General features: G+C 36.8%; 17 protein-coding genes. 13 read left to right on the plus strand and 4 right to left on the minus strand.

What is annotated here, in order from left to right; translation table 11 throughout:
• Positions 1–65 precede the first annotated feature (65 nt).
• Positions 66–1,367 (minus strand): M48 family metallopeptidase, encoded by a 1,302-nt coding sequence (locus MHI47_RS00635; RefSeq protein ID WP_340761112.1) that lies wholly within the window; start codon positions 1,365–1,367, stop codon positions 66–68.
• A gap of 150 nt (positions 1,368–1,517) precedes the next feature.
• Between MHI47_RS00635 and MHI47_RS00640 the strand changes: the two genes are divergently transcribed.
• From MHI47_RS00640 to MHI47_RS00655, 4 genes are all read left to right on the plus strand, one after another.
• On the plus strand, positions 1,518–2,339 hold the full coding sequence (locus tag MHI47_RS00640) for an ABC transporter permease (protein ID WP_093536662.1): 822 nt from the start codon (positions 1,518–1,520) through the stop codon (positions 2,337–2,339).
• A 4-nt stretch (positions 2,340–2,343) separates the two neighbouring features.
• Positions 2,344–3,123, plus strand: a complete 780-nt coding sequence (locus tag MHI47_RS00645) for an ABC transporter ATP-binding protein (protein ID WP_093536660.1) — start codon at positions 2,344–2,346, stop codon at positions 3,121–3,123.
• Positions 3,124–3,134: 11 nt separating this feature from the next.
• Positions 3,135–4,220, plus strand: coding sequence for an ABC transporter substrate-binding protein (locus tag MHI47_RS00650; RefSeq protein WP_093536658.1), 1,086 nt, complete (start codon positions 3,135–3,137; stop codon positions 4,218–4,220).
• Positions 4,221–4,357: 137 nt separating this feature from the next.
• Positions 4,358–4,810 carry a YaiI/YqxD family protein gene (locus MHI47_RS00655; RefSeq protein WP_340767894.1) on the plus strand — a complete coding sequence of 151 codons (453 nt, stop codon included), beginning with the start codon at positions 4,358–4,360 and terminating at the stop codon, positions 4,808–4,810.
• Between the two features lie 4 nt (positions 4,811–4,814).
• Here MHI47_RS00655 and MHI47_RS00660 read toward each other — a convergent pair whose 3' ends face one another.
• Positions 4,815–5,666 carry a glycerophosphodiester phosphodiesterase family protein gene (locus MHI47_RS00660; protein ID WP_340767895.1) on the minus strand — a complete coding sequence of 284 codons (852 nt, stop codon included), beginning with the start codon at positions 5,664–5,666 and terminating at the stop codon, positions 4,815–4,817.
• Between the two features lie 188 nt (positions 5,667–5,854).
• Between MHI47_RS00660 and MHI47_RS00665 the strand changes: the two genes are divergently transcribed.
• The 4 genes from MHI47_RS00665 to MHI47_RS00680 are packed head-to-tail and all read left to right on the plus strand — an operon-like array spanning position 5,855 to position 10,107.
• Positions 5,855–6,985: an ABC transporter ATP-binding protein gene (locus MHI47_RS00665; RefSeq protein WP_340829018.1), complete on the plus strand. Its 1,131-nt coding sequence runs from the start codon at positions 5,855–5,857 to the stop codon at positions 6,983–6,985.
• Positions 6,982–7,893: a carbohydrate ABC transporter permease gene (locus tag MHI47_RS00670; protein ID WP_093536650.1), complete on the plus strand. Its 912-nt coding sequence runs from the start codon at positions 6,982–6,984 to the stop codon at positions 7,891–7,893. Before MHI47_RS00665 ends, MHI47_RS00670 begins: the two co-directional genes overlap by 4 nt.
• The gene (locus MHI47_RS00675) at positions 7,890–8,702 is read left to right on the plus strand and encodes a carbohydrate ABC transporter permease (RefSeq protein ID WP_093536648.1); all 813 of its coding nucleotides are present in this window, start codon (positions 7,890–7,892) and stop codon (positions 8,700–8,702) included. Before MHI47_RS00670 ends, MHI47_RS00675 begins: the two co-directional genes overlap by 4 nt.
• Positions 8,703–8,739: 37 nt before the next feature.
• A complete protein-coding gene (locus tag MHI47_RS00680; RefSeq protein ID WP_340767898.1) occupies positions 8,740–10,107 on the plus strand; it encodes an ABC transporter substrate-binding protein in 1,368 nt (455 codons plus the stop codon).
• 150 nt (positions 10,108–10,257) lie between these two features.
• Here the strand turns inward: MHI47_RS00680 and MHI47_RS00685 are convergent, their stop codons facing one another.
• A complete protein-coding gene (locus MHI47_RS00685; RefSeq protein WP_445678289.1) occupies positions 10,258–11,025 on the minus strand; it encodes a hypothetical protein in 768 nt (255 codons plus the stop codon).
• A 299-nt stretch (positions 11,026–11,324) separates the two neighbouring features.
• Between MHI47_RS00685 and trhO the strand changes: the two genes are divergently transcribed.
• Positions 11,325–12,272 carry an oxygen-dependent tRNA uridine(34) hydroxylase TrhO gene (gene trhO, locus MHI47_RS00690; protein WP_340767899.1) on the plus strand — a complete coding sequence of 316 codons (948 nt, stop codon included), beginning with the start codon at positions 11,325–11,327 and terminating at the stop codon, positions 12,270–12,272.
• Between the two features lie 91 nt (positions 12,273–12,363).
• Here trhO and MHI47_RS00695 read toward each other — a convergent pair whose 3' ends face one another.
• On the minus strand, positions 12,364–12,540 hold the full coding sequence (locus MHI47_RS00695) for a hypothetical protein (protein ID WP_340767901.1): 177 nt from the start codon (positions 12,538–12,540) through the stop codon (positions 12,364–12,366).
• Between the two features lie 255 nt (positions 12,541–12,795).
• On the opposite strand from MHI47_RS00695, the gene MHI47_RS00700 reads away from it, so the two are divergent.
• The 4 genes from MHI47_RS00700 (at position 12,796) to MHI47_RS00715 (ending at position 16,166) form a co-directional block, all read left to right on the plus strand.
• On the plus strand, positions 12,796–13,242 hold the full coding sequence (locus MHI47_RS00700; RefSeq protein ID WP_093536640.1) for a GNAT family N-acetyltransferase: 447 nt from the start codon (positions 12,796–12,798) through the stop codon (positions 13,240–13,242).
• Positions 13,243–13,257: 15 nt separating this feature from the next.
• The gene (locus MHI47_RS00705; RefSeq protein WP_340767902.1) at positions 13,258–14,562 is read left to right on the plus strand and encodes a D-serine ammonia-lyase; all 1,305 of its coding nucleotides are present in this window, start codon (positions 13,258–13,260) and stop codon (positions 14,560–14,562) included.
• 111 nt (positions 14,563–14,673) lie between these two features.
• Positions 14,674–15,063: a GntR family transcriptional regulator gene (locus MHI47_RS00710; protein ID WP_340761118.1), complete on the plus strand. Its 390-nt coding sequence runs from the start codon at positions 14,674–14,676 to the stop codon at positions 15,061–15,063.
• Entirely contained in the window at positions 15,060–16,166 is a 1,107-nt protein-coding gene (locus tag MHI47_RS00715; protein ID WP_340767903.1) for a DUF1648 domain-containing protein, read from the plus strand. Before MHI47_RS00710 ends, MHI47_RS00715 begins: the two co-directional genes overlap by 4 nt.
• The last annotated feature ends 87 nt before the right edge of the window (positions 16,167–16,253 follow it).

Here is a 16,253-nt window from a genome sequence, read left to right on the forward strand (position 1 = left end):
TAATAGAAAGTCTAAAGTCCTTCGAAAGCAATAGAAACAGGACATCTTATGCTTTATCTCAATACTTATCTTATAATATCTAAAAATTCTTCCTCGCTATACACCTCAAGCATATTTAAGGCGGATAAACCTTGTGGGTCAACTATCTTTGGATCTGCTCCATACTCATATAGGAGAGCAGCCATTTCATAGTTTTGGTATTCCAATGCAGCGGTTAACGTATTAGAGTAATTATCTGAGGTATTTGGATTAGCCCCAGCCTCTAATAACTTTTCTGCTATCGCAATATTTCCTGCGTATATTGCATAATGAAGAGCAGTTGTTCGCTCTGAGTCCATCTCTTCTATATCAATTCCACTAGATAGTAGACTATTAACTTTTTCTTCATCCCCATCTGAAACAGCTTCCATTAGAGGAGTTAAGGTCAATGAATACTCATCACTTAAATAATCTTCTTCAGGAGATAGTTCATTGAAAATACTCCCAGAAAACAAACTAGCATAAGTGAGTGTACCAGCTGCAAATAAAGCTATGACCGCAATATAACAAACAAAGAAAATTCCAATGAGTGCACCCACTCCAAGAGCAATTTTGCTGGAGTTAGAATAGTAATTTGGTGTACCTTCTATTCTCATAAAGTTCCCGACAGCTTGAATTCGTTTAGGTAAAAGTGGATGACTGGATAACACTTCGCTTAACCATACGGCAATATTCGATTCTGTATGGATTTGTTCCAAATATGCGTCTTCGTTTACTTCTGAATATAACTTTTTTCCAACGCCAAGAATAGTAAGCGCTTGTTTAGCAGCCATTCCATTTTGTATATAATAGGCAGCTTCACGATCACAGGTATATTCACAAGATCTACTATACGCTTGCGAGAGAAATGGTATAAATTGTGCAGGCATGATTAAAATGTTCTTCCACACATGTCTTCTCTTTACATGAGAAAGTTCGTGGGCAATGATAAAATCAAGCTCTGCTTCACCTCGTTCTCTAGCTAACTCAAAAACTTCCGAATAAATAACTACCATATTTCTTCCTAGAAATCTTGTAGCAAATGCATTAAATGCTCCTTCTGAATGAATAACGAACACATCAGGAACTTTTTTTATGTTCATTTTTTCAGACAAAGACACGACACGCGCGTATACATCCGGGAATTGCTTTTCACTAATACGTATCCCATTTCCTCGAATAGAGCCGAGCATAACTACATTAGCATAAAGCAAAAATACGAAAAGAATTAATAAAATAGCTATACCAAATAAAGACACGATAGCAAGTATGTATAATAACAAACTGAAAATAACACTAATAACGAAATATGGCATTTCCCTATTAGAAGTTAACTCCTTCGACGACAAATAAATTACCTCCCCCAAATATTTACCAATTTATCATCCTACGTCTTTTCTGTCAAACTAGAAAATTCTGATAGATGCTATCTAGTATACCGTATGTCTTTCACACAAATTCCCCTTTCATCATATTATTTTTACAAGAGGTGGTGAAAAATGCACGAGGAAAAAGAGGGTAAATTATACAATCCCTATGAAATGGAACAACAAGAATGGAAGAAGCGACAGGTAAAAGAGAGAGGAAAACAATTATTAACCATTATTTCTCCTATTTTCATTCTTTTACTTTGGGAAATTTGTTCAAGAACAGGTGTACTTGATATACGATTTTTTCCACCCCCATCTGCCATTGTTTCTACATTTTTTGAATTGATGACAAGTGGGTTGTTATGGACACATATTTCTGTCTCTTTGTATAGAATAGCCGCAGGATTTTTATTAGGTGTAATACCAGGAATAATTATTGGGCTACTAATGGGATTGTACGCCCCGATCCGTCATTTTATCTCACCGATTGTCATGGCTTTTATGCCTATCCCGACTTTGGCTTTACTACCGATCATCATTATCCTTTTTGGTATTGGAGATTTTTCAAAAGTTGTTACTATTGCAGGAAGTGTATTTTTCCCAGTGGTTATTAATACTGTCGCTGGCGTATTGAATATAGAAAAAGTTCACTTAGACGTAGCCAAAAATTATGGTGCAAGCCCCACTGATTTCTTTCTTAGAATTGCTTTCCCGGGCGCCCTTCCAGTTATGTTAGAAGGAATTCAAATGGGGCAGGCGATTGCGCTACTGACGATTGTCGCAGCTGAGATGATGGGGGCAACATCAGGTATCGGTTATTTAATCTGGACTTCCTATAAAGCGTTTATGTTAAAAGAAATGTTCGTCGGATTGATCCTCATTTCTTTCTTTGGATTTATGTTTTCTCTTTTATTACGCGGACTACAAAGAAAAATTATCCCTTGGAGGTGATTAGATGGACCAACCAGTAAAAATTTCTATTGATAATCTCACGAAAGTATTTTATAAAAAAAATAATAGTGTGACAGCTATACAAAATATTACGTTAAACGTAGAAGAAGGAGAGTTTGTCTGTATAGTTGGTCCAAGTGGATGTGGAAAAACAACTTTACTACGAATACTTGCTGACCTGGAACAACCAAGTTCGGGTACATTTTCAATAGAATCAGATACAGACTTCCGGCCATTGCAATCAATGGTATTTCAAGAAAAGGGAGTTATTCCTTGGTTGACTGTAGAAGAAAATGTAGCATTTGGACTGAATATGCGTCATCTGCCTAAAGAGTTTGTTCGAAAGCAAACCAATTATTATTTAAAGAAAGTTGGTCTTACAAAGTTCTCAAAGCTATACCCAAAAGAACTTTCAGGGGGCATGAAACAACGGATAAGTATTGCACGAGCTTTTGCAAATGATCCGGAAATATTGCTAATGGATGAACCATTTGCAGCGCTGGATGAACAGAACAAGTTCATCTTGCAAGAAGAGCTGCTATCTATTTGGTCTGAGACGAAAAAAACGGTGATTTTTATTACGCATAGTATCGATGAGGCTTTGTTATTAAGTGACCGTATTGTATTGATGAGTGCTCAACCGGGAGAGATAGTAGAAGAGATAAAAGTACCTCTGCCAAGACCACGTACGATGGAGCAAGTTCGTGCCAATCTGGAAATGGCGGAGCAGTTTATAGCGATCTGGAATCATCTACAGCAGGAAGTTCAAAAGTCGAGAAAGTAAGGAGGAAATATGTGAAAAAGTGGGGCTTTTTAATTGTAGTATCTTTTGTACTTTTACTAAGTGCATGTAGTTCTAAAGATAAGGACAGTTCATCCAAAGTAGATGATGAGGTGAGTAAAGAAAATCCTTCAGGAGATCTTGCACCACTAGAGGAAAAGGTTAAGGTTGTTATCGCTGAAGATGGATCTGCCTCTGGAGCTGGGTTTTATATCGCAAAAGAAAAAGGGTACTTTGAGGATTACAATATAGATGTAGAGTTTGCGGTGTTCTCGAATAGTGATGAAATGTTGCCGGCCCTTGCTTCTGGAGATGTAGATATCGCAGGAGGAGTATCGACTGCGTCATTCTTTAATGCTATTGCACAAGGAATTGACGTGAAAATTATTGCAGACAAAGGGCATAATGTTCCAGGAAAATCTTATTTTTCATTTGTAATTGGAAATCAAATGGTAGATGAAATAAAAAATTATGAAGACTTTAAAGGAAAAAAAATTGCAATATCCTCTAAAAACTCGATTGATGAATATATCTATTTGGAAATGCTAAAGCATGCTGGATTAACGACTGAGGATGTAGAGCTTGTATTACTTGCGGATTTCGGAAGTATGCTAGGTGCAATTGAAAATGGCTCGATTGATGCAGCGTTACAAATTGAGCCATTAATAGCGCAAGGTGTTGAAAATGGATTTCATCAACGGTTTGGAGATGCGACTGACTATGCACCTGAGTCTCAAATTGCTATGGTATTAGGTTCACCACAGTTCATGAGTGATGAACAGGAGGTCTCCCTGCGGTTCATGGCTGCCTATTTAAAAGGGGTTCGTGATTACAATGATGCCTTTATTAAAGGGGAGAACAAAGCTGAAATTATAGACATCATGACAAAGCATACATCTCTAAAAGATACTTCGCTCTGGGAAAAAGTATTTGTAACTGGATTAAACCCAGACGGTACAATGTTTTTAGATGATGTATTAAAACAATATAATGCATACAAAGAAAACGGAGCTATTAGTGGGGATGTAGATTTTGATAAGGCGGTAGATACGTCGGTAACAGAAAAAGCAGTAGAAATTTTAGGAGCATATGAAAAGTAAACGTCCAGAAATTTGGGCGTTTTTTTTCAAAGATAAGGATAAGTAGGAAGGTTAAAAGGCAATTCCGACAGATTATACTTTACTAGATTGGATATAATATAATGTAAGGATAAGCAAGTGAAAATGAGGTGCGTAAAATGGTAAATGTTTTAGTTGATGCTGACGGATGTCCAGTAGTAGATTTAACGATTTTTGTGTCGAAAAAGTTTAATATGAACGTTACTTTACTATGTGATACTGCGCATTATATGCAACGAGAAGGTGCAGATACAATAATGGTATCTAAAGGAGCAGATGCAGTAGACTTTGTTCTAGTAAATAGAGTGAAAAAAGGGGACATAGTCGTTACCCAAGACTATGGCCTAGCGGCAATGGTATTGGCTAAGCAAGGTTTTGCAATCGATCAAAACGGACGATGGTATACTCCTGAGAACATTGACCAACTGTTAGACAGTCGCCATATATCTAAGAAAATTAGGCAGGCAGGGGGGCGCTTAAAGGGTCCTAAGAAACGTCAAAAAGAAGACAATGAAAAATTTGAAGCAAGCTTCCATAAATTATGTGAGCATGCGCTTCAAGCAGGAAGTTAACTTTCTACTGGAGCTCACTTAAGATGGGATTATCAACAAATACCCCGTTTGCATCAAGATGGATCGCATTCTTCATTTCATTTTCAGTTTTAATAGAATATAGATGCACCTGCATTCCATTTAATTGGGCTTCGTGAATAAATTCTTGATCGACCGATTTTAAATTAACCCCAATTCCACTAGCATAAGTTTGCAAACGTTCATAATCTAAATGAGATAACGCAGCTTTCTCTTTAAAACTAAACAGTTGAACAAGAGGAAGCGTCGGCTCTAGTGTATGAAACTTTGTTAAAGTATCCTCATTGAATGACTCCACAATAACTTTTGGCAAGGTGTGGTCCTCTCCTAATAAATCATACTTTTTTAATAAACTGAAAAGCTTCTCTTCCATTCCCTTATAAATACGTGGTGACTTTAACTCAATATAATAATTTACATCATCCCCGAACTGAACAAAAATCTCTTCTAAGGTGGGGACTTTCTCTTGTTCAAACTCTTTGTTAGCCAAATCTGGATATGCTTCATTAAACCATTTCCCTGCATTTAACTGCTTCAATTCTTCCAACGTATACTCCTTTACAAAGCCAAGTCCATCCGTTGTACGATCAACCTTTTCGTCGTGCATAGCAACTAACACTCCATCCTTTGTCATTTGTAAATCTATTTCAATATAGTCTACATCCGCTTGGTGGGCTATCTCATAAGCAGTCATCGTATGCTCCGGTGCAAAAGCAGAAGCCCCGCGGTGCGCTATGATTAATAACTTGTCGTTGGAAATTGGTTGTATACTGTTTTCCGAGTTATCACAGCCTGCTATTAAACATAAACTTACTAGTATAGTAAATAATAAGCGCATGAGAGACTCCTTTCTAGTAAAGTTTTAATAAGATTTAGTTAAAAATGTAAATATTCAGTAAAAACTGACAATTACTTTACATTATAAAGTTTTGTCTAGTAGAATGAGTTTATTGGAATAATTAACATCTATTTTAGCTAGGTCGTCACTATAATTTTACTTGATAAAGGTAGAGAGGATGGAATGCTATGAAGAGGGTTGAATTGATTGATGTCTCGAAATCGTATGATAAGCAATCTAACGTTATATCCAATATTAACGTAACTATTGAACCGGGGGAATTTTTTGTTCTCGTCGGTCCTTCAGGATGCGGAAAAAGTACAATGCTTCGAATGATTGCGGGATTAGAAGATATAACGGGTGGTATCTTGAAAATTGGTGACATAGAAGTGAATGACTTGCCACCAAGCAAACGAGATTTATCCATGGTGTTTCAAAACTATGCATTATATCCTCACCTATCGGTTGAAGACAACATTCAATTTGGTTTACATGTAAAAAAAATTGATAAAAAAGAGCGAGCTAAACGAACAAGTGAAGTAGCAGAAATGCTTGGGTTGACGGATTACTTAAAGCGGAAACCTAGAGAGTTATCGGGTGGTCAGCGTCAAAGAGTCGCATTAGCTCGAGCAATTGTAACAGAAGCACCTATTTGTTTAATGGATGAACCCCTATCTAATTTAGATGCAAAGCTACGGGCACATATGCGTTCTGAAATAAGGCAAATTCAAAGACGTTTAGGAATTACGATGATTTATGTGACACATGACCAAATCGAAGCAATGACTATGGGTGATCGAATAATGATTCTCCATGAGGGATCCATCCAGCAAATAGGCAAGCCTATCGATATTTATAATAATCCGGCTAACCCTTTTGTCGCTACATTTATAGGTTCACCTCCTATGAATCTAGCAACTGGTGTTGGCGATAAAATAATGAGTACAATTCGATTAAGCGATTCTATTGTGATTCCAATACCAACAGCAGATGCGCATTATTTAACTGAACAAATAATTGTAGGGATACGACCTGAGCATATTAAAGCGGCAACCAAAGAGACAGTGGAAAAAGACAAATTCATAGTGGAAGTTTCTAATGTAGAAATTTTAGGTAATGAAACAATTTTCACCTTTTTATTAAATGGGGAATCCTGGCAAGTTAAGTGGAGTGGACAATGGCAAATTGAAATAGGCGATAATATTCCTCTAATGATGAATTATGAATCCTTCTGCTTCTTTGATAGTGAGACAAAGAAAATTATTAAAACTCCATCAGACGTCGAAAATCATGTATTTGGTAAAGAGGTATTTGTATGACGACGGTAACCAAACGAAGAAAAATTAGCTATTGGCAACGGTCATCTAATGTGAGGACCGCCCTATTGTATTTATTGCCCTCCATTATACTATTTACAGTATTTGTTTTTTATCCGATGTTTCGAACTATTTACTTAAGCTTCTTTTTAACAGATCAAGCAGGTGAAGCTGCGATTTTTGTGGGTCTAGAAAACTATACTTATTTACTAGAATCAGATGCATTTCTCAATAGTATTAAAGCAACGTTCTTATTTGTTTTGTATACAGTTCCAACAGGAATCATTATTGCCCTCATTTTAGCGTTACTTGCAAATGAAAAACTGAGAGGAATCGGGTTTTTCAGAACGATCTATGCTTCCACAATGGGGGTATCTGTAGCAGCCTCCTCAGTCGTTTGGTTATTTTTATTTCACCCAAGTGTTGGGATGTTCAATAAATTTTTGAATATCTTTAATCTCCCACAAATTGAATGGCTATTAGATCCAACATGGGCATTATTTTCAGTGTCCCTCTCGACTATTTGGCTAAATACAGGGTTTTCCTTTTTGATAATACTTGGTGGTTTACAAAACATTGATGAGTATTTATACGAGAGTGCACGTATTGATGGTGCTAGTTATTGGTATCGATTAAAGAGGATTACAATCCCTATGCTTTCTCCAACTTTGTTTTTCATCATTACCATTTCACTTATAAATGCTTTTCAAACTTTTGGACAAATTGATATTTTAACGAAAGGTGGACCCTCTCAATCTACCAATTTAATCGTATATTCCATTTATAGAGAAGCGTTCATCAATTATCAATTCGGAACAGCGAGTGCCCAGGCGGTGTTCTTGTTTATATGTATTTTAATCGTAACAATTTTACAATTTAAGCTTGGGGAAAAGAAGGTGCATTACCAATGAGGGTATGGAAAAAGCTAATTCTTTATTTCTTATTGATTGTTACATCAATTATTATGTTTTTTCCAATCATTTACGCATTTATGATAAGTTTCATGACGGGTGGAGAGATTTTATCTGGAAAGTTACTACCGTCTACCTTTAGTCTTGATAATTATGTAAAGGTGTTTGATCGGCTTCCTTTATTTAATTACCTGATCAATAGTTTTGTCGTTTCACTGGGAGTAATGCTTGGTCAGTTAGTTGTTTGTAGCTTGGCTGCATATGCATTTGTTTTTATCTCGTTTAAGGGTAGAGACTTTATCTTTTTCTTATTTATCTCGACAATGATGATTCCGTGGGAAGCGACGATGATTCCAAACTTTTTCACCATCCAAAAACTAGATTGGATTAATACTTATCAAGGAATGACATTGCCGTTTTTTGCTTTAGCATTTGGGACATTTTTACTGAGACAACATTTTAAGACTATTCCAAAAGAACTTCATGAGGCTTCGCAAATAGCAGGATTGAGTAAGTTTGGATTTTTCTTTCGAGTAGTATTACCTGTTTCAAAAACAAGTCTTGTTACATTAGGGGCTTATGGGTTTTTGACAACATGGAATATGTATTTATGGCCACTTTTAGTGACAACCAATAACTCGGTTCGTACCGTCCAAATCGGTTTGAAGCAACTTCAATCGCAAGAAGTAGCAACAGAATGGGGGGTGGTTATGGCAGGCGTAATTGTAGTAATCATACCAACACTACTATTATTATTTTTAGGTCAAAAGCAATTACAAAAAGGGTTAACGCAAGGAGCTCTAAAATAACGGTTGTTCAAAACTAAAAAAGAGGTGTACGTTAATTATGAGGAAATCATCTAAATTTGGATTTTTAGCTTTATTATTACTTAGTCTTTTTGCTTTAGTAGCATGTACCAACAGTGATAGTAGTTCGTCTGAAAAGGATGGTAATGAGGGAAAAACAGAAAAAGAAGTAGTTACCACTGAAGAAGGCAAAACAGTTATTTCCTTTTGGCATGCAATGTCTGGAGCAGGTCAGACTTCTTTAGATGCTATTGTTGCAGATTTTAATGCATCTCAGGATAAATATGAAGTGCAGGCAGAATTCCAAGGGTCATATGAAGAATCATTAACGAAGCTTCGTAGTGTTGGAGGTACAAAAGATGCCCCAGCCATAACGCAGGTATTTGAAGTAGGAACAAAATATATGATTGATAGTGGCTTTGTAGAGCCAATCCAGAATTTTATCGATAAAGACAAATATGACCTTTCTCAGCTGGAAGAAAATATATTAAATTACTACACGGTAGATGATCAGTTATACTCTATGCCATTTAACTCATCAACACCCGTAATGTTATATAACAAAGATGCATTTAAAGCGGCTGGTCTGGATCCAGAAAAAGCCCCAGAAACATTTTCGGAGGTTATTGATGCAGCTGCAAAATTAAAAACAGATGATATGAAAGGTTTCTCCATGCTGACATATGGATGGTTTTTTGAAGAGTTAGTTGCTACGCAAGGTGGTCTATATGTAAATGAAGAAAATGGTCGTGCTGGTGATGCAACAGAAGCTACTTTCAATGGACCAGAAGGACTAAATGCCTTCAATTTTTTAGACACGATGAACAAAGCAGGAACTTTCGGGAACTTTGGAACAAATTGGGATGATATTCGCGCAGCATTCCAATCTGGAAAAGTTGCAATGTATATGGATTCCTCTGCAGGGGTAAAAGGTATTATTGATAACGCTCCTTTTGAAGTAGGAGCAGCATATATTCCATACGCAGACGAAGTAAAACGTAATGGTGTTGTAATTGGTGGTGCATCCCTATGGATGTCTAAAGGAATTGCAGAAGCAGAACAAGAAGCAGCTTGGGAATTTATGAAATACTTAACTACGCCAGAGATTCAAGCAAGATGGCACTTAGAAACAGGGTACTTCGCCATTAACCCATCTGCATATGAAGAACAAAACGTCAAAGATGCATGGGAGGTTACACCACAGTTAAAAGTTACTGTAGATCAATTGCAAAGCACTGAGCCTTCTATTGCAACACAAGGTGCTCTAATATCGGTATTTCCTGAATCACGTCAACAGATTGTAACGGCTCTTGAAAATCTATACCAAGGAATGGATGCTCAGGAAGCGCTAGATGCAGCTGCAGAAGGTACCAATCGTGCGATAGAAATTGCCAATAAAACAAAATAGACAAGAATATATAAACGAACAAGAGGCATTCATATGCTTGCTTGTTCGTTTTTTGTTATGCTCCCGTAAATAACATAAACATATTATAACGCCTTACCTATGGAGCTCAACTTAATCTTTTTGATGGAGATACGATATACTAAAATTCTATTATTCCAGGGTAGATAATTCCTTGTATTGCTTTAGGACATCCACTAAAAACTGCAGATCATAACCAGTTATATCATTTATTTTTTCAGCCCAATCTTCTATTGAATGCAACTTCGGTTCATTAAACAACCCCTCACTTGTACTTAAAAAACTTTCCCAGTTATAGAATTCCCAATGTGCAATTTCATTTTTAAAAGGAGTTCTACATTCTAATAAAGGTCGCGGCTTAATAAAGTTTTGAGAGAACTCGGCGGCTTGCATAAAGTAATTCATTTCTATTGGTTTAGTATCAAATACCTGATTCGATATTTTCCCATTTGGTCTGTGGTAAAGGATCTCTATACCGCGTTTGCTTGGTTTCACTTGAATCGTTGCTGCTGGAAAAAAACCATTGAGTTTTTCATCAGTATATTCTTGGGTGTCGGTATCTATTAAGATTGGTCTTAACCATTGGTCTCCTAAATCACAAAAAAAACGGTTACCTAACTCATCTAAAGCGATGACTGCAACATGAGCATGAGGGGTACTTAAGTTATGGCCTATCGGATAGGCAGTGATACCATCCTTTTTAAATTCATCAAGTAACAGAAATGCAAGGTCAAAGCAATTACCCGATAAACCAAATTGATGCCGGTGTTCTCTCATAAGAGAAACATCTCTTTGTTTTGTTACGCTATTTTTGTGGTAAAACAAAACTTTTGTCAATGTCTCCATGGGGAAATCATCAAACTTCATCCAGGTATTTAAAATGCTTTTGGATGCTAACATAATATTAAGGTCACCTACTTCTGGAAATTGTTATTATCTACTCGGTAAATTATTTTAAATAAACCTACTGCCACTATATTAGATTCTCTACAAGTACTGTAAAACCTTCACGCCAAACTGCTTAAATACAGTATATGGTGGCTCTACTATTAAACAGAGTACCTAAAAGAGAATTTAAACTTTCTATCTCAAGTCTTTGAGTTGCTTTTTAAATTTTAAAAAGAAACAATCTATTTAACATTTGCTATTTTTTTTGGTATATTATACGGTGGACAAAATTAGAAAAGGTGGAGTAAAAAATGGACACAAATGCATACAGAGTATTACTTTACTATAAATATGTCCCGATTGAAGATCCAGTAACATTTGCGCAAGAACATCTTGCAGCATGTAAGGAAATCGGGTTAAAAGGGCGTATTTTAGTATCAGACGAAGGTATAAACGGAACTTGTTCAGGAACGTTTGAACAAACTGAGGCATACATGAATATGATGAAGGCAGACGAACGATTTGCTGACATGGTGTATAAAATAGATGAAGCAGAAGGACATGCCTTTAAAAAAATGCATGTACGTCCTAAAAAAGAGATTGTGCATTTAGGATTAGCGGACGATATTAATCCAAATGAAATAACAGGACAATACCTTTCTCCGAAAGAGTTTTTCGAACAAATGCAGGCAGAGGATACAGTTGTCATTGATGCTCGTAATGATTATGAATTTGATCTAGGACATTTCCGTGGTGCGATTCGTCCAGAAATTCGCAACTTCCGGGACCTACCAGACTGGATGATTGAAAACAAAGAAATGTTCGAAGGTAAAAAAGTACTTACGTATTGTACTGGCGGAATACGCTGTGAAAAATTCTCAGGATGGTTAGTAAGAGAAGGCTTTGAGGGTGTAGGTCAACTACATGGTGGAATTGCAACTTACGCCAAGGATCCAGAAGTACGTGGACAACTTTGGGATGGACAAATGTACGTATTCGATGAGCGTATCGCTGTCCCGGTAAACCAGGTAGAGCATGTCGTGGTTGGTAAAGACCATTTCACAGGGGAGCCATGTGAGCGTTATGTAAACTGCGCAAATCCTGATTGTAATGACAAAATTCTTTGCTCAGAAGAAAACGAACATAAGTATCTGCGCAGCTGTTCGGACGAATGCCGCGAGCATCCTCGCAATCGCTACATCGTAGAACATAAATTATCTGATGAAGAAGTAGAAGCTAGATTAGCTGCTATAAAATAATAAACGAAAGCCCATGCTGATTTGACTAGCATGGGCTTATTTAATAGATATGAAAATCATTTCCACGAGCACGACTTCAAACTACCGACCTCTAATTTAAATGGAATATTTCTGAAATGATTTCAGCACTTCCTGGAGAAAACATAAATATTGATAACGCAATACATAATAGTCCAACAACTATTAAAATGAATTTTTTGTTTCCAAGTAGCCCCTTAATTACTAAAAATATTCCTACGAATAGTATTAAGAAATACCAAAATCCCATTGTCTCACTCCTCTGGTTAATTTAATATAGGGACGTTAATGTTCCTCATAAGTTCTGCCATAAGCAAACGATACATTGATTTTACTTGCTTCAACGGGCTCACCAAAATAAACACTGATTGTAAATGACGTATACTAAGCAGGACAGTATAAAGCATGGATGATGGTAATATATTAAACATATAGAGGGGATTTGCCTTCCTATATAGAAAGTAACAAAGAGTTCATTTTTCAAAAATAGAATGGAGGAACGTATATGTCAATCGAAGTGAAAAATATTTCAGATTTGAACGCAGTCAACGTATCCAAACTAATTCAAGAAAGTGAAAAGGAAGGGTATCGTTTTGTATCCAGATTAGCTTCCGAATATGAAGACGGGACACATCGCTTCAGCGAACAAGGAGAGGCAATTTATGGAGCGTGGGATGAAGATGAACTGGTAGCACTAGGTGGTTTGTTTAAAAATACTGCTAGTGAAGCTGACAACTCCGCAAGACTATATCGATTTTATACATTACCTGAGCATCGTCGCAAGGGTATAGGAAGCGAACTGTTGAAAGTGGTTTCTGAAAATGCCAAAGGTCACTTTAAGGAAATAACAACTAAAACAGAGTCCGCAAAGGCAGATTCATTTTACCGTGCTAATGGGTTTAAATTTGACGAGCGCTCTCCGGATACTACGCATGTGTTGAGCTTAGAATAGAAAGGGTTTACAACGATGAATAACCAACAATTAGAAATGAAATTCCCCTTAATCTCCAAGATGCAAAGGAAAGAAGAAATAATATGGTTTAATCCAAATAAAATAGATTCAGAAGAGGCATTAAAAAATGTTTCTGTTACTGCTGAAATGGTTCAAGATGCAAGCGATCGTTTAGATCGCTTTGCATCTTATTTATGTATTGCTTTTCCAGAAACAGCAAAAGCAAAGGGGATTATTGAGTCTCCACTTGTAAAAATTCCTACAATGGAATCTTCCATAAAAAAATTCTTTCATACAGAGTTTGATGGAGAATTGCTGTTAAAATGTGATAATGCCTTACCAATTTCAGGATCTATAAAGGCCCGTGGTGGTATTTATGAGGTGCTTAAAATTGCAGAGCAACTTGCGATGCGAGAAGGTTTATTGGAAGAAACAGATGATTATGCTATTCTCTCAACCGATAGATTTAGACAGTTTTTCTCAAATTACTCGATTGCAGTAGGTTCTACTGGAAATCTTGGATTAAGCATAGGAATAATTAGTGCCAAATTAGGATTTCGAGTAACTGTGCATATGTCTAGTGATGCGAAACAATGGAAAAAGGATATGCTTCGTTCAAAAGGCGTAACGGTTGTAGAGTATGACTTTGACTATAGTATTGCGGTGATGGAAGGTAGGAAACAGGCGGAGAAAGATTCAAAGTGCTTTTTTATCGATGACGAAAATTCCATCGACTTATTTGTCGGATATGCTGTTGCTGCAAGTAGGTTGAAAACTCAACTAGAACAAATGCAAATCATTGTCGACGCCGAACATCCACTTTTCGTATATTTGCCTTGTGGAGTTGGTGGTGGGCCAGGAGGAGTGGCGTTTGGACTAAAACTAATATTCGGGGACTATGTGAAGTGCTTTTTTGCAGAGCCTACGAACTCCCCTTGCATGCTACTTGGTTTAATGACCGGATTACATGAAAATATTTCAGTAGCTGATATCGGCCTTGATAACAAAACAGTTGCAGATGGACTGGCTGTAGGTCGACCGTCAGGGTTTGTAGGAAAAACGCTTGAGCAGCTCATAAGTGGAAGCTTCACGATTAAAGATAAAACACTTTATGAGCTTTTAGCTTTATTGGCTGACACGGAAAATATTCTATTAGAACCTTCTGCACTTGCGGGCATGACAGGACCAATTCATTTAACAACACAAGGAGTACCCTTGAAAAAAACTACTCATATAGTTTGGGCAACTGGCGGAGGAATGGTTCCTTCTCAGGAAATGCAAATCTATTATGAAAAAGGAAAACAATATCTTTTGAACTAAATATCAATCCTACTTAGAGTCTAAGTAGGGTTTTTTTATTGTTATTTGCTCTACTATATATAGAACAAATGTGTTATGCTATATATAGAACAAAATAAGGGAGGGTGACTCATGTTTATTGAAATAGAATCTAATTCTGATGTCCCCATCTATTTGCAGTTGGCACACCAACTTATGGAAGGTATAGTACGAGGTGAGTTAAAGCCAGGTGACTCGCTACCGTCTGTTAGAGCGTTTGCGAGTGATCTTGGGATGAATATGCATACAGTAAATAAGACATATCACTATCTAGAGGAAAAAGAGTTTATACAAATAGTGGCAAAATCAGGTGTAATTATTCGACCAAGTGGTATTCCGAAGGCAACAGAGGAAGAAAAGCAAAAACTTGAAGCTCAGCTAAGACCAATTATTACAGAGGGATTAGTTCGAAAGCTCTCAGAAGAAGAACTAGTAGAGATGGTACGCAAGCTCGTACAGAATATTGAGGAGGGGAACAAATGATTATTACACTCTTTGGATTCATCCTATTATTTATAACTATTTTACAAGCATTTATGCCGAAATTTCTAAAGCCAACAGAAGCATTTGGCGTGTATATACCAGATAGTCATACAAAAGATTCAGTGGTGATAAAATTAAAAAATACCTATACGACGGTTGTACTAACGTTCGGAATGATTATTTTTGGGGTCTATCTCTGGTGGGCTTTAACTCAAAATCCGGCAGAAGAAACGTTAGCTTTAGTGAGTGTAGGAGTTCAGTTTACAACGTTGTTTGTGAGCATTGGCTATTATTTTATGATGCATCTTCGAATGAAAAGACTAAAAGAAACACAAGGGTGGTTAATAGGGAAAAGTGAAGTGAGAGTAGTTGATGTAAAGTTTCAGGAAAAACTCAAACTAATACCCCGTGTACTCTTTATCATTCCTATGTTTGTTACTATAGGTTTAATCATATATACATTTATGAAATATGACCAAATGCCAGAGATGATTCCTACTCACTGGGGACCTACAGGAGAAGCAGACGCGTTCAGCGAAAAAACATATTTTAGTGTAGTTGCACTGCCACTTATTTTACTTGTGATGCAAGGTATGTTCCTTATGATGAGTGAAGGTATGAAATTTTCGGGAGCTCGCCTTAATCCAGCCAATAAAAAAGCTTCACTTGTGCAGCAACTAGCATTTCGAAAATATACGAGTTTGTTAGCGCTCTTTATCACTATTGGAATAACACTTATGATGGGATATTTTCACTTGCAGACGATTCATCCCGAGATATCCTCATCTCTTATCATGTGGGCTCTCCCTCTAACTTTCTTAATACTAACATTTGCAGTTGTTGGCATTTATGTAATTAAAGTAGGACAAAGTGGATCTCGATTAAAAGTAGAAGAAAACAGTCCAGCCATAGAAAACAAGATAGCTGTTGACGAGGACCGATATTGGAAGGGCGGGATGTTTTACATGAACAAAAACGATCCAAGTATTATGGTAGAAAAGCGATTTGGTGTAGGTTGGACTTTAAATTTTGCTCATCCTATAAGTTGGATTGTTTTACTCGTGCCTCTTCTACTTATATTCGGCATATCATTTTTATTATAAGAAAAAGCAGCTCCCCAATTATTGGGGAGCTGCTTTTTGCTTGTTTCAAGAAAGAGTATGCTTTGCGCTGCAAAGCGGCGTCAGTTT

It is taken from the genome of Psychrobacillus sp. FSL H8-0487, from assembly GCF_038008385.1.
In the GTDB taxonomy this organism is placed as follows: Bacteria; Bacillota; Bacilli; order Bacillales_A; family Planococcaceae; genus Psychrobacillus; species Psychrobacillus psychrotolerans.